This is a genomic window from Actinacidiphila glaucinigra, assembly GCF_900188405.1.
Taxonomy (GTDB): Bacteria; Actinomycetota; Actinomycetes; order Streptomycetales; family Streptomycetaceae; genus Actinacidiphila; species Actinacidiphila glaucinigra.
The window spans coordinates 469940-490012 of the sequence record NZ_FZOF01000003.1 but is presented as its reverse complement, the minus strand read 5'-3'; the positions used below and the strand labels follow the sequence as shown (position 1 = coordinate 490012).

Below are 20073 nucleotides of genomic sequence, written 5' to 3'. Positions count from 1 at the left end.
TGCGGGAGGCCGCCCGTCGTGAGCTCGTCGCAGTGCTACGCGTCAGCGTTCGTCATCGGTCGCGACGGTCGAGGTGGCGGTGAGCCGACCGGTCTCGTCCTGTATTTCCGCAGCGATCTTCTTCAATTCGGGCTCGAACTTACGCCCGTGGTGCGCGCAGAAGAGCAGCTCGCCGCCACTGATGAGTACGACGCGCAGGTAGGCCTGGGCGCCGCAACGGTCGCAGCGGTCCGCCGCCGTCAGCGGGCTCGCGGGGGTCAGAACTGTAGTCACGTCGCCTCTTCTCTAGCTCGACGAGCTGTCGTACCAGGGTCAACATCCAACCAGGCCCAAACTGTTCCCGCGCAGGTCTTTTCCTTGGAAACTGTCGTTGTAGCGGCCGGATGCTACCGATTGGCGGCGAATGATCCTCTGGCGTCTTATCTGTCGGCTTCGGGTCGTTCTGGCAGATCTGGTCAGATTGTTCGGTTATGTCCCCCCGGCCCTGCGGCCGGTTGTTGAGGAGGACGTGCCCCGAGCCTAAATGGTTCATGCCTCCAGGGGAACGTGACATGTGTATCACTCAAACGAGGGATCGAACACGTCTTCGAAAACGGGCTAGCATGGTGCCCATATCGGGTCGCGGCGAAACGGCCGAGCGTGACCTCGGTACCCTCTCACCGATACGGCTGAAGAACTTCATGAGGAGACGTTCGCGTGACCGCCGAAACATCCGTGCCGTCCACCGCGTTGCTGACCGGTGCAGATCGTGACGGCTCCAACTACACCGCGCGACACCTGCTCGTGCTCGAGGGCCTCGAAGCGGTCCGCAAGCGCCCCGGCATGTACATCGGTTCCACCGACAGCCGCGGCCTCATGCACTGCCTGTGGGAGATCATCGACAACTCGGTCGACGAGGCCCTGGGCGGGCACTGCGACCACATCGACGTCGTCCTCCACGCCGACGCCTCCGTCGAGGTGCGGGACAACGGCCGCGGCATCCCCGTCGACGTCGAGCCCAAGACCGGCCTGTCCGGCGTCGAGGTCGTGATGACCAAGCTGCACGCCGGCGGCAAGTTCGGCGGCGGCTCCTACGCGGCCTCCGGCGGTCTGCACGGCGTCGGCGCCTCCGTCGTCAACGCGCTCTCCGCCCGGCTGGACGTCGAGGTCGACCGCGGCGGCCACACCCACGCGATCAGCTTCCGCCGCGGCGTTCCCGGCAGCTTCGCCAAGGCCGGCGCCGAGGCGCCCTTCGAGCCGGGCAACGGGCTGGACAAGGTCAAGAAGGTGCCGCGGGCCCGCACCGGCACCCGCGTCCGGTACTGGGCGGATCGTCAGATCTTCCTCAAGGACGCCAAGCTCTCCCTGGAGACGCTGTACCAGCGCGCCCGCCAGACCGCGTTCCTGGTCCCCGGGCTCACGATCGTCGTCCGCGACGAGCGGACCGACAACGGCTCCGAGGACGGGAAGCCGGTCGAGGAGACCTTCCACTACGACGGCGGCATCAGCGAGTTCGCCGAGTACCTCACCCCGGACAAGCCGATCTGCGACGTGCTGCGGCTGACCGGCAGCGGCACCTTCAAGGAGACCGTCCCGGTCCTCGACGACCGCGGCCACATGACCCCCACCGAGGTCACCCGTGAGCTCGGTGTCGACGTCGCCCTGCGCTGGGGCACCGGCTACGACAGCACGCTGCGCTCCTTCGTGAACATCATCGCCACCCCCAAGGGCGGCACCCATGTGCGCGGCTTCGAGGGCGCCGTCACCAGGACGTTCAACGAGGTGCTGCGCGCCACCAAGCTGCTGCGCGTCGCCGAGGACGACATCGTCAAGGACGACGCCCTGGAGGGGCTGACGGCGGTCGTCACGGTCCGGCTCGCCGAACCGCAGTTCGAGGGCCAGACCAAGGAGGTGCTGGGCACCTCGGCGGCCAACCGCATCGTGGCCAACGTGGTGTCCCGCGAGCTCAAGGCGTTCCTCACCTCCACCAAGCGGGACGACAAGCAGCAGGCCCGCGCCGTCCTGGAGAAGGCCGTCGCCGCGGCCCGGACCCGGATCGCCGCCCGGCAGCACAAGGACGCGCAGCGCCGGAAGACCGCGCTGGAGTCCTCGTCGCTGCCGGCCAAGCTGGCCGACTGCCGCAGCGACGACGTCGACCGCAGCGAACTCTTCATCGTCGAGGGCGACTCGGCGCTGGGCACCGCCAAGCTCGCGCGCAACTCGGAGTTCCAGGCGCTGCTCCCGATCCGGGGCAAGATCCTCAACGTCCAGAAGTCCTCGGTCACGGACATGCTGAAGAACGCCGAGTGCGGCGCCATCATCCAGGTCATAGGAGCCGGCTCGGGCCGCACCTTCGACATCGACCAGGCCCGCTACGGCAAGATCATCATGATGACGGACGCCGACGTCGACGGCAGCCACATCCGCTGTCTGCTGCTGACGCTCTTCCAGCGCTACATGCGGCCCATGGTCGAGGCCGGCCGGGTCTTCGCCGCCGTGCCGCCGCTGCACCGGGTCGAGCTCAGCAACCCGCGCAAGGGCCAGGACAAGTACGTCTACACCTACTCCGACCGGGAGCTGCGCGAGACGCTGCTGGAGTTCGAGCGCAAGGGCGTCCGCTACAAGGAGTCCATCCAGCGCTACAAGGGCCTCGGCGAGATGGACGCCGACCAGCTGGCCGAGACCACGATGGACCCGCGCCACCGCACCCTGCGCCGGATCAACATCAGCGACCTGGAGGGCGCGGAGCTCGCCTTCGACCTGCTGATGGGCAACGAGGTCGCGCCGCGCCGCGAGTTCATCGCCAACTCCGCCGCCACGCTCGACCGTTCGCGGATCGACGCCTGACGGACCGGGCTCTCGCACCGGCGCCCTCCCGCGGTCTCACCCGCCCGTGGAGGGCGCCGGAGCTTCCCCACTCCCAGGAGTGGGGCACCATCACCCGATGAGGTGAAGGTTTCTGCTTGGAGGCTCCCGGATCTTCCCGCAATGTCCATGCTTGGGCGCACGGCCGATCGGCCCGTGAAGCGAGGAGAGTTCGTGAACGAGCACGACCAGGCGGAAACCGGAGGGCTGCGGGTGGACGACCCCTGGTACGACGTCCTGGCCGCGGGGGAGTGGGAGGGTCCCGAGCCACCGCCCGTCTCCCTCCCGTCGCAGGCCCGCCCGGCCGACGACCACGCCCGGGTCTACCGGGAGGTGCAGGCCAGCGGTCCCTTCCAGGAAGTGCGTTCCCGGTACCGGCGGTTCGTCTTCCCGGCGGCCGCCGCCTTCCTGGCCTGGTACCTGCTCTACGTCGTCCTGGCGACGGCCGCGCCGCGGCTGATGGCCCGGCCGCTGCTCGGCGAGCTCAACGTGGCCATGGTCCTCGGTCTCGCCCAGTTCGCCTCGACCTTCCTCCTGACCTGGGCCTACGCCCGGCACGCCCGGCTGCGCCGGGACCGGGCCGCCCTCGACCTGCGCTGGGACACCCAGGAGCGGATGCGGTGACCGGCAACCACCAGGGCCTGGCGCTGGTCCTCTTCACCGTCTTCGTCTCCGTCACCCTGGCGATCACTGCCTGGGCGGGCCGGCGGCGCAGCTCCTCCGTGGAGTTCTTCGCCGGCGGCCGTCTCTTCTCCCCTCTGGAGAACGGATTCGCCATCGCCGGCGACTACATGTCCGCCGCCTCCTTCCTCGGCATCTCCGGGCTCATCGCGCTCTTCGGCTACGACGGCATGCTCTATTCCGTCGGCTTCCTCGTCGCCTGGCTCCTCGTGCTGCTTCTCGTCGCCGAACTGGTACGCAACTGCGGCCGCTACACCCTGGCCGACGTCCTCACCGCGCGCATGCGCCAGCGCCCGGTCCGGATCGCGGCGGGCACCTCCTCGGTCATCGTCTCCGTGCTCTACCTCGTCGCGCAGATGGTCGGCGCCGGAAGCCTGGTCTCCCTCCTGCTCGGTGGCCAGGGATCGGCCGCGCGCACCTGGACCGTCATCGGCGTCGGCGCGCTCATGGTCTTCTACGTCGCCTTCGGCGGCATGCGCGCCACGACCTGGATCCAGATCGTCAAGACCGTGCTGCTCATGGGCGGCACGATCACCCTCACCGTGCTGGTGCTCCTCCGCTTCCACGGCGACCTCGGGGCACTGCTGCGCTCGGCGGCCGACGGCAGCGGCCACGGCCGCGAGTTCCTCGGCCCCGGCATGCTGTACGGGCAGAGCTGGACCGACCGCCTGGACTTCATCAGCCTCGGCCTGGCCCTCGTCCTGGGCACCGCCGGGCTGCCGCACATCCTGTCGCGCTTCTACACCGTGCCCACGGCGCGCTCGGCGCGGCGGTCGGTGGTCTGGGCGATCGGCCTCATCGGCGGCTTCTACCTGATGACGATCGTGCTCGGCTTCGGTGCCGCGGCGCTGGTCGGCTCCCACACCGTGCGCGCCTCCAACGCCGCCGGGAACACGGCCGTGCCGCTGCTCGCCCTCGATCTGGGCGGGGGAGCGGGCTCCACCGGTGGGACGGTGCTGTTCGCGGTCGTCGGCGCGGTCGCCTTCGCCACGATCCTGGCCGTCGTCGCCGGGATCACCCTCGCCTCGTCCGCCTCCGTCGCGCACGACCTCCACGCGACGCTGCGCCGGCGAAAGGCCGCACCGGGCGGCAAGCGACGGGAGAACCAGGACGTGCGGGTGGCCCGGGTGGCCGCGGTCTGCATCGGCGGTGTGGCCATCGCGCTGAGCCTGTTCGCGCAGGGCCAGAATGTGGCCTTCCTCGTCGGGCTCGCGTTCGCGGTGGCGGCGTCCGCCAATCTGCCCGCGCTGCTCTTCACGCTGTTCTGGCGGAGGTTCACGACCCGCGGCACGGTGTGGGCGATCTACGGCGGCCTCGTCCCGGCGGTCGCGCTGGTGGTGCTGTCCCCGGTGGTGTCGGGCAGCCCGCAGTCGCTCTTCCCGGGGGTGGACTTCCAGTACTTCCCGCTGGAGAACCCGGGCCTGGTGTCCATCCCGCTGGGCTTCGCCGCGGGCTGGCTGGGCACGGTCCTGTCCCGCGAGCGCGCGGACGAGGACAAGTTCGCCGAGGTCGAGGTCCGCTCGCTCACCGGGGCCGGGGCGGTGTGACACCCGTTCCGCCTGGCGGAACGCTCTGATTGCCGCGGGCCCACGGCGCCTCCACGCTGTGCGGCATGCCATCGAGCCGTATGCGTTGGCTGCTGCGCGACGAGACGGGCGTGGCAGCGGTACTGGTCCTGCTGGTGCTCGTCGTGGGCATCGCCGAGCCCGACTTCCTGACCCGGTCGAACCTGACCGGGACCGCCCACAACGCCTGCTACGTGGGCCTGATGGCGGCCGGCATGGTCTTCGCCCTCGCCATGCGCGAGGTCGACCTGTCGGTCGGCGGGGTCTACGCGCTCGGTGTGACCGTCGGCGCCGTGTGCATCCGCGACGGCTGGTCCCCGTGGGCGGCGGCCGCCGCGGTGCTGGTGCTCTCGGCGCTGCTCGGGGCGGGCAACGCGATCGTGGCGACGTACGTGGGGCTGCCGACGTTCATCGTCACCCTCGCCACCGCCATGCTGTTCCGCGGCATCGGCCTGGCCCTGGCCGACGGCAGGCAGATCAGCGGGATGCCGCAGGACCACGCCTTCTTCCGGGTCGTCGGCGGTGACTCGGCCGGGCTGCCGACCGCGGTGTGGGTGCTGCTCGCCACGACGGCGGCGCTCACCTTGCTGCTCACCCGCACCCGTTTCGGGGCGCAGGTCAGGGCGGTCGGCTCCAACCCGGACGCGGCGCTGTTCACCGGTCTTCCCCTCGTGCGGACGCGGATCAAGGCCATGGCGCTGTCCGCGTCGACGGCCGGTCTGGCGGCCGTCCTGGCCCTGGCCTTCTTCATCTCCGGTGACCCGACCGTCGGCCAGGGGTACGAGCTGAGCGCCATCGCCGCCGCGATCATCGGCGGCACCGCGCTCGCGGGCGGTCGCGGCTCCGTGCCGGGAGCGGTGATCGGCGCGCTGATCCTCGCCGCCGTCGCGTCCGCCCTGGTGTTCTTCGACGTACCGATCAACTGGACCACGTTCGCGACCGGAGCGGTGATCCTCGCCGCCGTCGCCGCCGACAGCGCACTGCGCCGATTCCGCGGCCGCCACACCTGACCCCGTCACCGCTCCGGAGGCCACCATGGCGCACTCCCCGCACTCCCCGCACCTCCACCGTCCCACTCGGCGTTCCCTCCTGCTGGCCGGTGCCGCGGTGCCCGCCGCGGCCCTCCTCACCGGGTGCGGCGACGACGGCGGCGGCGAAGGCAAGGGCGACGGCACCCTGCACATGGGCATCGCCGTGGCCAACATCAGCCTCAACTTCGCCGCGGAGATGGTGAGCGGCGCCAAGTCCGCCGCAGCGCACGCCGGGGGCGTGGACTTCAAGGCGGTCGGCCCGCCCAACACCGACGGCCCCGCCGAGGCCCAGCTGTTCCAGAACCTCACCACGACCGCGAAGGACGGCGTCGTCCTGGAGAACCTGGACCCGCCGATCTTCGTCCGCCCCGCCGCGCAGGCGATCGAGCGAGGCGTCCCGGTCGTCGCCCTCGACACCGCCCCGCTCGACGGCTCCAAGGTGACGTTCTACGTCGGCAACGACAACTACGACATGGGCGCCACACTCGCCGAGGAGGCCCTCAAGCGCCTTCCCGCCGACCCCGCAGGCACGGTCGTCGTCGGTGTCCCCAACCCCGGCACGCCCGTCCTCGACAGCCGGGCCGAGGGCATCCGGGAGACCTTCGCCGCCAAGGCCCCCGGCATCAAGGTGCTCGGCCCCTTCCAGACCTACAGCGACCCGGCCCAGAACTACGGAGCCTGGCTCGCCCAGGTGCACGCCAACCCCGGAGCCCTGGCGTTCCTCGGCGTCGGCGACGCGGACAGCTACAACCTCGGGCGGATCAAGACCAAGGAGAAGGGCGCATACCTGGTCGCGGGGGCCGACGTGGACGTGAAGACCCTCGAGTACGTCAAGAGCGGGGCCAACTTCTGCACCGTCGACCCCGAGCACTTCCTCAAGGGCTACATCGCCACCGCGGTCCTCATCGACACGGTCAGGAAGGGCGGGGAACTCCCCGACGGCTGGTTCCGGATGCCCGGCCTCGTCGTCGACTCCTCCAACGTCGACGAGATCATCGCGCGCCAGAAGAGCGGCGAGGCCGCCTACCGCTGGTACAAGCCGCAGATCGACGATCTGCTCGCCCACCGGGACGCGCACATGAGGCCCCTGAAGGACGAGCGCTGACATGGCCGCCGCGTCCCCGATCCTCACCGCCCGCGACCTGGTGAAGTCCTACGGGGGCGTCACCGCCCTCGACGGCGCGGGCATCGCGCTGGCCGCCGGTGAGGTGCACGCCCTCGTCGGCGAGAACGGCGCGGGGAAGTCCACCCTCGTCCGGATGCTGCTGGGCATCGAGCGCCCCGACGGCGGCACGGTCGAACTGGAGGGCGCGCCGCGGCCGTACGCGGGCGCGCGGCAGGCCGCGGCGGCCGGGATCGCCGTCGTCGCCCAGGAGCTCAGCCTCTTCCCCGACCTGACCGTGCTGGAGAACCTCTACCCCTACGGGCCGCCGCGTCGGGCCGGACTCACCTCGCCCTCGCGCGCCCGGGACGGAGCCCGCGAGGTGCTCACCTCCCTCGGTCTGGCGCACGTCCCCTGGGACACCCCGCTCGGCCGCCTCGACCTCGCCGACCGGCAACTCGTCGAGATCAGCCGGGCCCTGCTGGGACGCCCGCGGGTCCTCGTCCTCGACGAGCCGACCTCCGCCCTGCCCGCCGACGCCGTCGAGCGGCTCTTCGCCGTGATCCGCCGGCTCGTCGTCGGGGGCCTCGCCGTGCTGTACATCTCGCACTTCCTGGAGGAGGTACGGCGACTGGCCGACCGGATCAGCGTGCTGCGCGACGGCCGTACGGTGATGCGCGGCGCCCCCGCAGGCGAGGTGTCGCTGGACGCCCTCGTCGCCGCGATGCTCGGTGACGGCCCGCCGCCCGCCGCGACGGCCCTCCGGTCGTCGCCCGCGGCGCCGACGGCGGACCGGATCGGCTTCACGGGGGTCAGCGCCGCGGGGGGCCTGCGCGACGTGACCTTCGAGGCGGTCGCGGGCGAGGTCACGGGCTTCGCGGGCCTGCGGGGCGCGGGGCACCTCACCGTCCTCGACATCGTCTGCGGCCGCGCCCGGCCCACCGCGGGCCTGGTCACCCTCCCCGGGGGCGAGCCGCCGCCGCGCGACGTGCGCCGCGCCGTCGCGGCGGGGGTCGCCTTCGTGCCCGGTGACCGCAAGCGGTACGGGCTCATGCCGGACCGCGCGGTCTGGGAGAACACCTCCGCCGCCTCCTGGCTCGCACGCGGCGACGGCTCGCCCTGGCTGCGCCGCTCCCGTCACGTGGGGCGGGCCCTCGCGCACGCACGGCGCCTGCGGCTCCAGGGCACGCCGTACACCCCGGTCCACGCGCTCTCCGGCGGCAACCAGCAGAAGGTCGTCTTCGCCAAGTGGCTCGACATCGAGCCGCGCGTCGTCGTCCTCGACGACCCGACCCGGGGCGTGGACATCGGGGCCCGCGCCGAGATGCACGCGATCGTCAGGGGGCTCGCGGCCGCGGGCAGGACCGTCCTCGTCACCTCCACCGACCTGGCCGAACTGGCCGAGCTCTGCGACCGGGTGCTGGTCCTGCGGCGCGGCCGGATCGCGGGGGAGCTCTCCGGCGCGGCACTGACCGAACACGCGCTGAGCCTCGCCATGAACGCCGGCCCCACCGGGCCGGAACCCGGCCCCGGCCCCGACACCCGAACCGCGGCCGACGACTGACAAGGGGACCCCATGGCAACAGGACGTCTCGACGGCAAGGTCGCCCTCATCACCGGCGGCGAGAGCGGTATCGGCCTGGCCACCGCCCGGCTCTTCGTCGCCGAGGGCGCGCAGGTCCACCTGCTCGGCCTCGACGACTCCGCGCTGCGCGCCGCCGCGGCCGAGTTCGGCGCCGAGCGCTGCTCCGCCGCCGTCACCGACGTCACCGACGCCGCCGCGGTGGCCGCCGCCGTGGGTGCGGGCCACGCCCGTTTCGGCCGCCTCGACGTCGTCTTCAGCAACGCCGGGATCTCCGGCGAGGTCGCCGCCGTCGAGGACTACCCGGAGGAGGTCTTCCGGCGGGTCCTCGAGGTGCATGTCGTCGGCGCCTTCCTCCTGCTCAAGTACACGCTGCCGCACCTGGGACCCGGTGCCTCCGTGATCGTCAACTCCAGCGTCGCCGGGCTCACCGCCGATCCCGGCATCAGCGGCTACGCGGCCGCCAAGCACGCCCAGGTCGGGCTGATGCGCGTCGCGGCACGCGAGTGCGCCGCCCGCGGCATCCGCGTCAACACCATCCACCCGGGCCCCACCGACACCCCGTTCATGCGGCGCATCGAGACCGCCGCCACCGGGCAGCCTTCCCAGCACGCGGCCAGGGCGTTCGACGCGATGATCCCCCTCGGCCGGCACGCGGCACCCGAGGAGATCGCCCGCACCGTGCTCCACCTCGCGGGCGACGACGCGAGCTTCACCACCGGAGCCACCGTCGCGGTCGACGGCGGCATGAGCGTATGAGAGGCGCCCCCGTCATGACGACCGCCCTGCGGGCCCTGCTGGAGATCCTCGCCGACGAGGGGGTCGACCGGGTCTTCGGCAACCCGGGCACCACCGAACTGCCCCTCATCGAGGCGCTGTCGGGGCCGGGGACCGTGCCCGAGTACGTCCTCGGCGTCCAGGAGGGCTCGGTCGTCGCCATGGCCGACGGCTACGCCCGGGCCACCCGCCGTCCCGCCTTCGCCAGCCTGCACATCGCCGCGGGCACCGCCAACGGCCTGATCGGGATGCTCAACGCCCGGCGCTCGCGCACCCCGATGGTCGTCATGGCGGGCCAGCAGGACCGTCGCCACCTGCTCCAGGACCCCATGCTCGCCGGGGACCTGGTCGCCCTCGCCTCCGGTGCGGCCAAACGGGCCGAGGAGGTGCACCGCCCCGAGGACCTGCCGCTTGTGCTGCGCCGCGCCTTCGCGCTGGCCCGGCAGCCGCCGCAGGGGCCGGTGTTCGTCTCCGTGCCGATGGACGTCCTCGAGGACGCCGCGCCCGTGGAGGTCCCGGCGCGCTCGCCGCTCGCGCCGCCCGGACCGGCCGGCGGGCTCGACCGGGCGGCGGCCCTGCTCGCGGCCGCCGAACGGCCCGCGGTCGTCGCCGGTGACGGGGTCGGCAGGGACGGGGCGGTGGCGGCGCTCGTACGGGTCGCCGAGGCGCTCGGCGCGGTCACCTACCACCAGCCGATGAACGACCATCTGGACTTCCCCGGCTCCCACCCGCTGTACGCGGGGCCGTTGCCGCCCGTCAACGCCCGCATCCACGAGCGGCTGAAGGGCCACGACGCGCTGCTGATCGCCGGCTGCCGCGCCTTCAGCCCGCACCACTACAGCCCCGGCCCGCCCGTGCCCGAGCACCTGACGGTCGTGCAGATCGACACCGACCCCGCCGAGCCGGGCCGCAACTTCCCCGTCGACCTGGGCCTCACCGGCGCGCTGGACTCCTCGCTGGCCGCGCTCGCCGGCCGTCTGACCCGGCTCGTCCCCGAGGACACCGCGCGCGAGCGGACACGGGAGGCCGGCGCACGGCACGCGCAGGCACGGGACCGGCTGGAGCTGCGGGCCCGGTCCGCGCGGGGCGGCGCCCCGCTCGACCCGCTTGCCGCCGCCCACGCCCTGGCCGGCGCGCTGCCGGAGGAGGCGGTGCTCGTCGAGGAGTCGATCACCGTCGGGGTGCATCTGCGCGACGTGCTGCGCCGGGACCGGCCGGGCGGCTTCGTCCACACGGTCGGCGGGGGGCTCGGCTGGGGGATCGGCGCCGCCGTCGGCCACCGGCTCGGCGCGCCGGAACGCCCGGTGGTGGCCGTGCTGGGCGACGGCTGCGCGATGTTCGGGCTGCAGGGGCTGTGGAGCGCGGCGCACCACCGGGTGCCCGTCCTGTTCGTCGTGATGGCCAACGGCGAGTACCGCACCCTGAAGGACACCCTCGGCGCCCGGGGCGGCGGCCCTGCCGTCCCCCATCCCGGCCTCGGCCTCGGCGAGCTCGACTGGCGCGTCGCCGCCCGGTTCTTCGGCATCCCCGCGGTCCGCGTGGACGGCACGGAGGAACTGGCGCGGACCGTCGCGGCGGTACGCGGCCTCGACGGCCCGCTGCTGGTCGAGGTGCCCTTGCGGGGGCACCCGTGAGCGCCGAGGACGCCACCGCGGCGGGGAGTCGGTCGATGCTGGCCCGCGGGGCCGCGCTGCTCGGCGCCTTCGCCGCGGGCGAGGACGGGATCCCGCTCGGCGAACTCGCCGCCCGCACGGGCCTGCCCAAGTCGACCGTGCACCGGCTGCTCGCCGAACTGACCGCCGTCGGCCTCGTCGAGCGCGGGACGGACGGCTACCGGCTCGGCCTCGCCCTCTTCGAACTGGGCCAGCGGGTGCCGCACCGGCGGCTGCGCGAGGCGGCGCTGCCGTTCATGGAGGAGCTGTACGAGGCCACCCACGAGAACGTGCACCTCGCGGTCGTCGACGGCGCCGACACCGTCTTCCTGGAGAAGCTCACCGGCCGCCGCTCGATGCGGATCATCTCCCGGGTCGGCGGCCGGCTCCCCGCGTACTGCACCGCCACCGGCAAGGCGCTGCTCGCCTACGGCACTCCGCCCGGCCTGGCCGCGGTGCTCGGCGTGGGGCTGCGCCGCCGCACCCCGCGCACCATCGTCGTGCCGCGGCTGCTCCAGCAGGACCTCGTCCGCACCCGCGCCCGCGGCTACGCCGTGAACTGGGAGGAGGCAGAGGTCGGCGTGTCCGCCGTCGCCGCCCCCGTCTACGGGCCGCGGCTCGGACCGCGCGCCTTCCCCGTCGCCGCCGTCTCCGTCACGGGCGCCACGCGGGGCCTGCGGCCGGACCGCGTCGCGCCCGTGGTGTGCGCGGCGGCACGGGCGCTGAGCCATGAACTCGCCCGCAGATGAGCCTGATCAGCCGCCCCGCGCCCACGCGTAGCGGTGCTCGGGGCGGCCGGTGTCGCCGTACTTGAGGGTGAGGCTGATCCGGCCCTCGCGCTCCAGGAACTTCAGGTAGCGCTGGGCGGTGGAGCGGCTGATGCCCGCGCGTTCGGCGACCTCGTGGGCGGAGAGCGGCCGCGCGGCCTCGGTGAGGACCTTGCGCACCAGGTCGGCGGTGGGCGCCGAGTGCCCCTTGGGCAGTTCCGCCGGCGCCGCACCGGCGGTGCGCAGCGCGCCGAAGATGCGGTCCACCTGCTCCTGGCCGGCCTCGCCGCGCCCGCCGACGCCGTCGAGCGTGCGGCGCAGCGCCGCGTAGGCGTCCAGCTTGCCCCGCAGCCCGGCGAAGCTGAACGGCTTGACCAGGTACTGCAGCGCGCCGAAGCGCATCGCCGCCTGTACGGTCGCCACGTCGCGGGCGGCCGTCACCATGATGACGTCCGCCGTGTGGCCGAGCTGGCGCATGCGCCGCACCAGGGTGAGGCCGGTCTCGTCCGGCAGGTAGTGGTCGAGCAGGACGAGGTCGACGTGCATGCGCTCCAGCGTCGCCAGCGCCTGGGCCGCCGTGTGGGCACGGGCGGTCACCCGGAATCCAGGGACCTTGGCGACGTACGCCGCGTTGATCTCGACGACGCGGAAGTCGTCGTCCACGACCAGGACGTCGATCATCGTGCTCCCCCCGAGGGCGCGGCGTCCGCCGCCGCGGTGCTGACGAGGTCCGCGCCGGCCAGTGCCTCCGGCAGGACGACGGTGAAGACCGCGCCGCCGCCCGCGCGGGCGGTCACCCGGGCCATGCCGCCGTACCGTTCGGCGAGCCGCCGCACGAGCGCGAGACCGAGCCCGCGGCCGCGGTGCGCGGGGGACCGCTTCGTCGTCCAGCCCTCGGCGAAGATCCGCTCCCGGGCCTCGGGCGGTACGCCGGGACCGTCGTCGGACACCCGCAGCACGACCGTCGTGCCCTCGGCGCGCAGCTCCACCTCGACGAGCGAACGGGCCGCGTCCAGGGCGTTGTCGATGAGGTTGCCGAGCACGGTGACCAGGTCGCGCGGGTCCACGACCCGGTCCGGCAGCAGGGTGGCGGTGGAGACCGACAGGCTCGCGCCTCGCTCCGCGGCGATCGCCGACTTGCCGACCAGCAGGGCGGACACCAGCGGGTCCCTGACCCGTTCCGCGACCTGTTCCGCGGAGGCCCGCTGGGCGTCGGCCACCTCGCCGACGAAGTCCACCGCCTCGTCGTACAGGCCGAGTTCGAGCAGCCCGAGCAGGGTGTGCAGACGGTTGGCGTGCTCGTGGTCCTGGGCGCGCAGCGCTTCCAGCAGCCCGTGAGTGCTGTCCAGTTCGCGCCCCAGCCGTTCCAGTTCGGTGCGGTCCCGCAGGGTGGCCACCGCCCCGCCGTCCCCGGTCGGCATGCGGTTGGCGACCAGCACCCGCGACCCGCTGACGGTGAGCAGGTCGGTGCCCGCGACACGGCCGGCCAGTACGTCGGTCGTCCGCCCGGGCGGCAGCACCTCGTCCAGCGGGCGGCCCGAGGCGTCCGGGCCGAGGCCCAGCAGCCGCTGCGCCTCGTCGTTGAGCAGCCGCACCCTGCCCTGGGCGTCCAGGGCGACGACGCCCTCCCGGATGCCGTGCAGCATCGCCTCGCGCTCGTCGAGCAGCGCGGAGATGTCGGCGAAGGCGAGACCGTGCGTCCTGCGCTGCAGCCGCCGCGACACCAGCAGCGCCGCGACGACTCCGACCCCGAGCGCGGCGCCCGCGTACAGCAGCAGCACCGGCACCGTGGCCAGCAGCCGCTCCCGCACGCTGTCGTACGCGATGCCCACCGACACGGCGCCCACGATCCTGCCGCCGGCCCCGTGCAGCGGCACCTTGGCACGCGCGGAGCGCCCGAGGGTGCCCCGGTCGATCTGCATGATCTCGCGCCCCGAGAGGGCCACGCTGGGGTCGGTGGAGACGTGCCGGCCGATCTGGGTGACGTCCGTGTGCGACCAGCGGACGCCGCGGGTGTCCATGACGACGATGTAGAGGGCGCCGGTGGCGCGGCGGATCCGCTCGGCCTCCTCCTGCACCGGGCCGGTGACGCTCGGCCGGGTGCTGACCAGGTCGTGGGCGAGTCCCGGGGTCGCGGCGGTGGTCTGGGCGATCGACAGCGCCTGACGCATCGCCTGCTGGTCGAGCTGAGAGCTGAGCGGGGCGAGGAACAGCCCGGTCGCCAGGGTGATCACGCCGGTGGTGAGGACGACCTGGACGAGCAGCACCTGGGCGAAGACGCGACGGGGCCAGCGGATGCGCATGTACGTCACCCCTGCCCTTCCCGGTGTTCCGCGCCCTTGCGGAATTCGCCCGTCCGTTTGCCCGGCTGTGAACGCAACGTAAACGCGGCCGGGGTCCGCTGCCCAGCCCCCGTGGCCCTTTCGTTGCGGTAGCGCGAGCAAAACGAGCAGAACAGCCGCTTGTGGGCACAAGGCGGAGTTGTGACCGCAAGGGTGCCGCCGTGACCCGGGCCGCACCTACCGTCCCGGCGCATGAGCACACACACCAGCCCCGCCATCGAACTGCGGGGTGCGAGCAAAGCGTTCCGGACCCCGTCCGGGGCCCTCCACACGGCGGTCCGCGACCTCGACCTGACGATCGGGCGCGGGGAGTTCGTGGCCGTCGTGGGACCGACCGGTTGCGGCAAGTCCACGACGCTGACCCTGGTCAGCGGACTGGAGGAGCCGACCGAGGGCGAGGTGCTGGTGGCCGGCGAGCCGGTGCGCGGCATCGGTGACAAGGTCGGCTTCGTCTTCCAGCAGGACGCCGTCTTCCCCTGGCGGACCGTGCTGTCCAACGTCATGGCCGGCCCCCGTTTCCGGGGCGTGCCCAAGACCGAGGCCCGGGAGCGGGCCCGCGAGTGGCTCGCCCGCGTCGGTCTGTCCGCCTTCGAGGACCGCTACCCGCACCAGCTGTCGGGCGGCCAGCGCAAGCGCGTCGCGCTCGCCGCCACCTTCGTCAACGACCCCGAGATCCTGCTCATGGACGAGCCCTTCTCCGCGCTCGACGTGCAGACCCGCGCGCTGATGTCGGACGAGCTGCTGGAGCTGTGGTCCGGCACGGGTGCCTCGGTCGTCTTCGTCACCCACGACCTGGAGGAGTCCATCGCCCTCGCCGACAAGGTCGTCGTCATGACCGCCGGGCCGGCCACGGTCAAGGAGGTCTTCGAGATCGACCTGCCGCGCCCGCGCCGGGTCGAGTCCGTGCGGCTGGAGCCGCGGTTCATCGAGATCTACCGGGAGATCTGGGCCTCGCTCGGCGAAGAGGTCCGCATCACCCGCGAGAGGAGCGCGGCCGATGTCGCCTGAGACCGTGGCGGCCCCCTCGGCCGCCGTCACCAAGGACCCCGCGGGCACCGACCGCGCGCGCTCCCGCGCCCGCGCCGCCCGCAACCGGAGCCACCTCGTCCACGGCAGCCGGGTGCTGCTCCTGGTCGCCGTCCTCGGGCTGTGGGAGTGGCTGGCCAGGGCCGGGGCCGTCGATCCCTTCCACTTCTCGATGCCCTCGCGGATCTGGGAGCAGATCCGCACCTGGGCCGTGGACGGCACCGCGCAGGGCACCCTGTGGGAGCAGATCTGGTACACGCTCTACGAGGCCCTGCTCGGCTGGGTCATCGGCGTCGTCGCGGGCGTGGTGCTCGGCATCGCCCTCGGGCGGATCCGCTTCCTCGCCGATGTGCTCGGCCCGTACATCAAGGTGCTCAACGCACTGCCGCGGATCGTGCTCGCGCCGATCTTCCTGATCTGGTTCGGGCTCGGTCCGGCCTCCAAGGTGGCCTCTGCCGTCGTCCTGGTCTTCTTCCCGGTCTTCTTCAACGCCTTCCAGGGCGCCCGCGAGGTAGACCGCAACCTGGTCGCCAACTCCCGCATCCTGGGCGCCCGCGACCGCCAGGTCACCTTCCAGGTCGTCATCCCCTCGGCCACCTCCTGGATCTTCACCAGCCTCCACGTGAGCTTCGGCTTCGCCCTCATCGGCGCCATCGTCGGCGAGTACATCGGCGCCACCAAGGGTCTCGGCCTGCTGGTCGCCGCCTCGCAGGGCACCTTCAACTCCGCGGGCGTGTACGCCGCGATGGCGATCCTCGCGGTCGTCGCGCTGCTCGCCGAGGGCCTGCTGACCTTCCTGGAGAAGCGGCTCTTCCGCTGGAAACCGGCCGAGGCCGGTTCCGACCGCTGACCCCACCGCCCTTCGACCACCCCCTTCACAAGGACGTGAACCAGATGCGCACGCCCCTCAAGGCCGCGGCCGCGGTCGCCGCCTCCGCCCTCGCCCTCACCACGCTCACCGCCTGCGGCGGGGACTCCGCCTCCGGCTCGGGCGGCGGCAAGGTCAAGATCATGGTCGGCGGCCTGGACAAGGTCATCTACCTGCCCGCGATGCTCACCGAGCGGCTCGGCTACTTCAAGGCCGAGGGCCTGGACGTCGAACTGCTCACCGAGCCGGCCGGAGTGCAGGCCGAGACCGCGCTCGTCTCCGGCGACGTGCAGGGCACCGTCGGCTTCTACGACCACACGCTCGACCTGCAGGTGAAGGGCAAGCAGGTGGAGTCCGTGGTGCAGTTCTCGCAGGCGCCCGGCGAGGTGGAGATCGTCTCCAACGAGGCGGCCGGGGACCTCACGAGCGCCAAGGACTTCAAGGGCAGGAAGCTGGGCGTGACCGGCATCGGCTCGTCCACGGACTTCCTCACCAAGTACCTCGCCGTCAGCAGCGGCGTGAAGACCAGCGAGTTCACCCCGGTCGCGGTCGGCGCCGGCCAGACCTTCATCTCCGCGATGGAGCAGGGCTCGATCCAGGGCGGTATGACCACGGACCCGACCGTGGCCACGATCCTCGACAAGGGCCTCGGCAAGGTGCTCATCGACATGCGCACCCCGGAGGGCTCCCAGCAGGCGCTCGGCGGGCTCTACCCGTCCTCCAGCCTCTACATGCAGACGGAGTGGGTCAACGGCCACAAGGAGACCGTCCAGAAGCTCGCCAACGCCTTTGTGAAGACGCTGCGGTGGATGTCCACGCACAGCGCCGCGGAGATCGCCGCGAAGATGCCCTCCGACTACGCGCAGGGCGGCGGGCAGGAGCTCTACGTCAAGGCGATCGAGAGCACGCTGCCGATGTTCACCAAGGACGGCGTGATGCCCGAGGACGGACCCGAGACGGTGGAGCGGGTCCTCAAGGCGTTCAACCCCAACCTGCAGAACGCCGAGGTGGACCTCGCCAAGACCTACACCACGGAGTTCGTCAAGAGCGCCGGCTGAATGCCGCTGATCTCCATCCGCAGCGGCGCCCCCAGGGCCGCCCCGCAGCTCTCGGGCCGGGGCGGTTCCGCCGCGACCGCCATCACCTCGACGTCCCAGGCCCGGCCGTCGAGATGCCGCACGCGGGTGCCGTGCTCGCCGTCCACGGTCAGCGCGTCGGCGCGCAGTTCGCCGGTCAGCCGCCGCACGGCCAGTTCGGCGGCCTGGCCCGGACGCTCCCACGCGGAACGCCCGCGGCAGCCCTCCAGCACCATGTCGCCCTCGCGGGCGGCCGCCAGCACCTGGTGGGCCAGTCCGGCGTCGACCCGGCCGTAGGCGTAGCCGTACGGCAGGACCAGCATCGTCGGCGAGAACCGGTGCCCGCCCAGGTGGGTCACCTCCCAGACCTCGCCGAGCCCGGAGGCGGCCAGCTCCGCGGCGAGCGGCCGGCCCTTGAGGGCGCAGCAGCGGTCCCGCTTGCCGTTGGTGCAGACGAGGGCGAGCGGGTCGCCCTCGTACGGCATCCCGAAGCCGCGGTGGTCGCCGCGGCCCAGCGCCTCGAAGTCGAGGCCAAGCAGCGCGCCCGGGTCCTCGACGACCGCCTCCCGCACCCAGGTACCGCCCGGCACGGTGTGCGCCACGTACGCCGTGCGCCGCCGTACGTCGTGCCGGTCCGCATGCCGCCCGGGCCGCCGGATCAGCCCGACCCGCACCCCGGTCCGGTCCGCGGCGCGTTCCAGCGCACGGCCCACCCGCGGATCCAGATGGCTCCCGGTCAGCGCCTTGGGGCCCCACGGCCCCGGCTGCTCCAGCAGCAGCCAGGTCCGCGCGGTGGCCGCCGTCGCGGCGACGGGCTCAGCCAGGGAGCTGGACGCGGAGGTGCAGGTGCTCATGAAGGTAAGCCTAACCTTCCGCATCACCCGCGGCTCTCCAGCCCCTCCCGTACTGCGCGCGGTGCGGTGGCGGTTGCGGTGTGCGACGGGGTGCGACGGGGTGCGAGCGCCCGGTCGCGGCCTACTGCCGCGGCGCCAGGGTGCGCAGGACGTCGAACTCGTTGCCCTCGGGGTCCGCCATGACCACCCAGTTCCGGTCCGGGCCCTGACCGACGTCCGTCCTGGTGGCACCCAGGCCGAGCAATCTGGCCACCTCGTCCTCGGTGCTGCCGTCGATCGGGCTGACGTCGAGGTGCAGGCGGTTCTTCACGGCCTTGCCCTCGGGCACCCGGACGAACAGCAAGGTCGGCGGCATCTGGCGGGCCCGGACCTCCTCGACGGTCGGCACCCAGGAGCCGATCTCGACCTTGCCCTCGCTCCGGTCGACGACCTCGAAGTCCAGGACCTCGCACCAGAAGGCCGCGAGCCTCTCCGGATCGTGGCAGTCAACGGTGAGCTCCGTGAACCTGCTTGTCATGACTCTCCCAGAACGTTCGGACGGGACACAGAGTATGGGTCACCGCCGGCGCAACCGGGCGTGGATCCCCGCGGGTTCGCGGCACGCCGGCGCCGGTCGCCCCGAGGGCACGAGCGCTGCGGTGACCGCGGTGACCCCCATGGCCCCGATGACCCCGATCACCAGGGGGCCGCGCTTGCGCCCCGCCCGTACCGGCGGCACGGCCACGTCCCCCGCGTCTCGATGGACTTGCGCAAGAGCGCAAACCACTTGCATGTCATGTCGTATGCTTGCGCTCATGACGCGACGGCTTGCCGAAGTAGCGAAGAAGGTCGGGGTCAGTGAGGCCACCGTCAGCCGTGTGCTGAACGGGAAGCCGGGTGTGTCCGAGGGCACCCGGCAGGCGGTGCTCACGGCGCTCGACGTCCTGGGGTACGAGCGGCCGACGCAGCTGCGGGGGAACCGCGCCCGGCTGGTCGGGCTGGTCCTGCCGGAGCTGCAGAACCCGATCTTCCCGGCCTTCGCCGACATCGTGGGGGCGGCCCTCGCCCAGCAGGGACTGACGCCGGTGCTGTGCACCCAGACCGCGGGCGGGGTGTCGGAGGCGGACTACGTCTCGCTCCTCCTCCAGCAGCACGTCTCCGGCGTGGTCTTCGCCGGCGGCCTGTACGCGCAGGCGGACGCGCCGCACGACCACTACCGCCTGCTGGCGGAGCGGAACCTGCCGGTGGTGCTGATCAACGCCGCCATCGAGGACCTCGGCTTCCCGAGGGTGTCGTGCGACGACGCGGTCGCCGTCGAGCAGGCCTGGCGGCACCTGTCCTCGCTCGGCCACGAGCGGATCGGACTGCTGCTCGGGCCCACCGACCACATGCCGTCGCGGCGCAAGCTGGTCGCGGCGCGGGCGGCCGCCGCCGCGGGCGGCGGGTCGCTGCCGGACGAGCACGTGGGGCGGGCGATGTTCACCCTGGAGGGCGGCCAGGCCGCGGCCGCCAAGCTCTGGGAACGCGGGGTCACAGGGATCATCTGCGCCAACGACCCGATGGCGCTGGGCGCCGTGCGGGCCGCGCGCCGGCTGGGGCTGTCCGTCCCTGGTGACGTGTCCGTGGTCGGCTACGACGACTCGGCGTTCATGACCTGCACCGACCCGCCGCTGACCACGGTTCGGCAGCCGATCGAGGCGATGGGCCGTACCGCCGTCGAGCTGCTCGCGCTGAAGATCGCGGGCAAGCAGGTGGCCTCCGACGAACTGCTCTACGAGCCGGAGCTGGTCGTCCGCGGGACGACGGGGCCCGTGCGCGGCTGAGCGGTCGCCGCGTCCCGCGGACCGGGCGGTTCCGACGATGTCGGAACCGCCCGGTCCGCGTTTGCGGCCTCGGGGTTCCCGCCCCGTGCCCGGTGTTCGCGGCC

Annotated in this window: 18 protein-coding genes; 13 read left to right on the top strand and 5 right to left on the bottom strand. The window is 72.8% G+C overall.

What is annotated here, in order from left to right; genetic code table 11:
• Positions 1-42: 42 nt before the first annotated feature.
• The gene (locus tag CHF15_RS08860) at positions 43-273 is read right to left on the bottom strand and encodes a DUF7455 domain-containing protein (protein ID WP_089223084.1); all 231 of its coding nucleotides are present in this window, start codon (positions 271-273) and stop codon (positions 43-45) included.
• A 423-nt stretch (positions 274-696) separates the two neighbouring features.
• Here CHF15_RS08860 and CHF15_RS08855 point away from each other — a divergent pair, with 423 nt between their 5' ends.
• From CHF15_RS08855 to CHF15_RS08815, 9 genes are all read left to right on the top strand, one after another.
• A complete protein-coding gene (locus CHF15_RS08855) occupies positions 697-2826 on the top strand; it encodes a DNA gyrase/topoisomerase IV subunit B (protein ID WP_089223083.1) in 2130 nt (709 codons plus the stop codon).
• A 192-nt stretch (positions 2827-3018) separates the two neighbouring features.
• Positions 3019-3468: a DUF485 domain-containing protein gene (locus CHF15_RS08850; RefSeq protein ID WP_179279702.1), complete on the top strand. Its 450-nt coding sequence runs from the start codon at positions 3019-3021 to the stop codon at positions 3466-3468.
• Positions 3465-5072, top strand: coding sequence for a solute symporter family protein (locus tag CHF15_RS08845; RefSeq protein ID WP_089223082.1), 1608 nt, complete (start codon positions 3465-3467; stop codon positions 5070-5072). Before CHF15_RS08850 ends, CHF15_RS08845 begins: the two co-directional genes overlap by 4 nt.
• 65 nt (positions 5073-5137) lie before the next feature.
• Positions 5138-6100 (top strand): ABC transporter permease, encoded by a 963-nt coding sequence (locus CHF15_RS08840; RefSeq protein WP_089223139.1) that lies wholly within the window; start codon positions 5138-5140, stop codon positions 6098-6100.
• A gap of 25 nt (positions 6101-6125) precedes the next feature.
• A complete protein-coding gene (locus CHF15_RS08835; RefSeq protein ID WP_089223081.1) occupies positions 6126-7226 on the top strand; it encodes a sugar ABC transporter substrate-binding protein in 1101 nt (366 codons plus the stop codon).
• 1 nt (position 7227) lies between these two features.
• Complete coding sequence (locus CHF15_RS08830) at positions 7228-8787, top strand: sugar ABC transporter ATP-binding protein (protein WP_089223080.1); 1560 nt, start codon at positions 7228-7230, stop codon at positions 8785-8787.
• Between the two features lie 12 nt (positions 8788-8799).
• Positions 8800-9564, top strand: coding sequence for an SDR family NAD(P)-dependent oxidoreductase (locus CHF15_RS08825; protein WP_089223079.1), 765 nt, complete (start codon positions 8800-8802; stop codon positions 9562-9564).
• Positions 9565-9578: 14 nt separating this feature from the next.
• Positions 9579-11216, top strand: coding sequence for a thiamine pyrophosphate-binding protein (locus CHF15_RS08820; RefSeq protein ID WP_089223078.1), 1638 nt, complete (start codon positions 9579-9581; stop codon positions 11214-11216).
• On the top strand, positions 11213-11983 hold the full coding sequence (locus tag CHF15_RS08815) for an IclR family transcriptional regulator (protein ID WP_245938731.1): 771 nt from the start codon (positions 11213-11215) through the stop codon (positions 11981-11983). Before CHF15_RS08820 ends, CHF15_RS08815 begins: the two co-directional genes overlap by 4 nt.
• A gap of 6 nt (positions 11984-11989) precedes the next feature.
• Here the strand turns inward: CHF15_RS08815 and CHF15_RS08810 are convergent, their stop codons facing one another.
• Together CHF15_RS08810 and CHF15_RS08805 are read right to left on the bottom strand one after the other, a co-directional pair.
• Positions 11990-12682, bottom strand: a complete 693-nt coding sequence (locus CHF15_RS08810) for a response regulator (RefSeq protein ID WP_089223076.1) — start codon at positions 12680-12682, stop codon at positions 11990-11992.
• Positions 12679-14304 carry an ATP-binding protein gene (locus CHF15_RS08805; RefSeq protein ID WP_089223138.1) on the bottom strand — a complete coding sequence of 542 codons (1626 nt, stop codon included), beginning with the start codon at positions 14302-14304 and terminating at the stop codon, positions 12679-12681. Before CHF15_RS08805 ends, CHF15_RS08810 begins: the two co-directional genes overlap by 4 nt.
• 231 nt (positions 14305-14535) lie before the next feature.
• Between CHF15_RS08805 and CHF15_RS08800 the strand changes: the two genes are divergently transcribed.
• Genes CHF15_RS08800 through CHF15_RS08790 form a run of 3 tightly spaced genes read left to right on the top strand, consistent with a single transcriptional unit; the run spans position 14536 to position 17295 of the window.
• Positions 14536-15351: an ABC transporter ATP-binding protein gene (locus CHF15_RS08800; protein WP_089223075.1), complete on the top strand. Its 816-nt coding sequence runs from the start codon at positions 14536-14538 to the stop codon at positions 15349-15351.
• Complete coding sequence (locus tag CHF15_RS08795) at positions 15341-16219, top strand: ABC transporter permease (RefSeq protein ID WP_089223074.1); 879 nt, start codon at positions 15341-15343, stop codon at positions 16217-16219. The genes CHF15_RS08800 and CHF15_RS08795 overlap by 11 nt, the downstream gene beginning before the upstream one ends.
• Positions 16220-16263: 44 nt before the next feature.
• Positions 16264-17295 (top strand): ABC transporter substrate-binding protein, encoded by a 1032-nt coding sequence (locus tag CHF15_RS08790; protein WP_089223073.1) that lies wholly within the window; start codon positions 16264-16266, stop codon positions 17293-17295.
• On the opposite strand, the gene CHF15_RS08785 is transcribed toward CHF15_RS08790, so the two are convergent.
• On the bottom strand, positions 17262-18167 hold the full coding sequence (locus CHF15_RS08785) for a sucrase ferredoxin (RefSeq protein WP_089223072.1): 906 nt from the start codon (positions 18165-18167) through the stop codon (positions 17262-17264). The two genes, CHF15_RS08790 and CHF15_RS08785, sit on opposite strands and share 34 nt — an antisense overlap.
• A gap of 121 nt (positions 18168-18288) precedes the next feature.
• Positions 18289-18684: a VOC family protein gene (locus tag CHF15_RS08780; protein WP_089223071.1), complete on the bottom strand. Its 396-nt coding sequence runs from the start codon at positions 18682-18684 to the stop codon at positions 18289-18291.
• A gap of 277 nt (positions 18685-18961) precedes the next feature.
• Here CHF15_RS08780 and CHF15_RS08775 point away from each other — a divergent pair, with 277 nt between their 5' ends.
• Positions 18962-19969: a LacI family DNA-binding transcriptional regulator gene (locus tag CHF15_RS08775; RefSeq protein WP_089223137.1), complete on the top strand. Its 1008-nt coding sequence runs from the start codon at positions 18962-18964 to the stop codon at positions 19967-19969.
• The last annotated feature ends 104 nt before the right edge of the window (positions 19970-20073 follow it).

Coding starts and splice junctions, on each gene's coding strand:
- CHF15_RS08795 (WP_089223074.1), top strand. CDS start 15,341: ATGTCGCCTGAGACCGTGGCGGCCCCCTCGGCCGCCGTCACCAAGGAC.
- CHF15_RS08805 (WP_089223138.1), bottom strand. CDS start 14,304: ATGCGCATCCGCTGGCCCCGTCGCGTCTTCGCCCAGGTGCTGCTCGTC.
- CHF15_RS08820 (WP_089223078.1), top strand. CDS start 9,579: ATGACGACCGCCCTGCGGGCCCTGCTGGAGATCCTCGCCGACGAGGGG.
- CHF15_RS08835 (WP_089223081.1), top strand. CDS start 6,126: ATGGCGCACTCCCCGCACTCCCCGCACCTCCACCGTCCCACTCGGCGT.
- CHF15_RS08800 (WP_089223075.1), top strand. CDS start 14,536: ATGAGCACACACACCAGCCCCGCCATCGAACTGCGGGGTGCGAGCAAA.
- CHF15_RS08785 (WP_089223072.1), bottom strand. CDS start 18,167: ATGAGCACCTGCACCTCCGCGTCCAGCTCCCTGGCTGAGCCCGTCGCC.
- CHF15_RS08790 (WP_089223073.1), top strand. CDS start 16,264: ATGCGCACGCCCCTCAAGGCCGCGGCCGCGGTCGCCGCCTCCGCCCTC.
- CHF15_RS08840 (WP_089223139.1), top strand. CDS start 5,138: ATGCCATCGAGCCGTATGCGTTGGCTGCTGCGCGACGAGACGGGCGTG.
- CHF15_RS08830 (WP_089223080.1), top strand. CDS start 7,228: ATGGCCGCCGCGTCCCCGATCCTCACCGCCCGCGACCTGGTGAAGTCC.
- CHF15_RS08825 (WP_089223079.1), top strand. CDS start 8,800: ATGGCAACAGGACGTCTCGACGGCAAGGTCGCCCTCATCACCGGCGGC.
- CHF15_RS08775 (WP_089223137.1), top strand. CDS start 18,962: ATGACGCGACGGCTTGCCGAAGTAGCGAAGAAGGTCGGGGTCAGTGAG.
- CHF15_RS08810 (WP_089223076.1), bottom strand. CDS start 12,682: ATGATCGACGTCCTGGTCGTGGACGACGACTTCCGCGTCGTCGAGATC.
- CHF15_RS08780 (WP_089223071.1), bottom strand. CDS start 18,684: ATGACAAGCAGGTTCACGGAGCTCACCGTTGACTGCCACGATCCGGAG.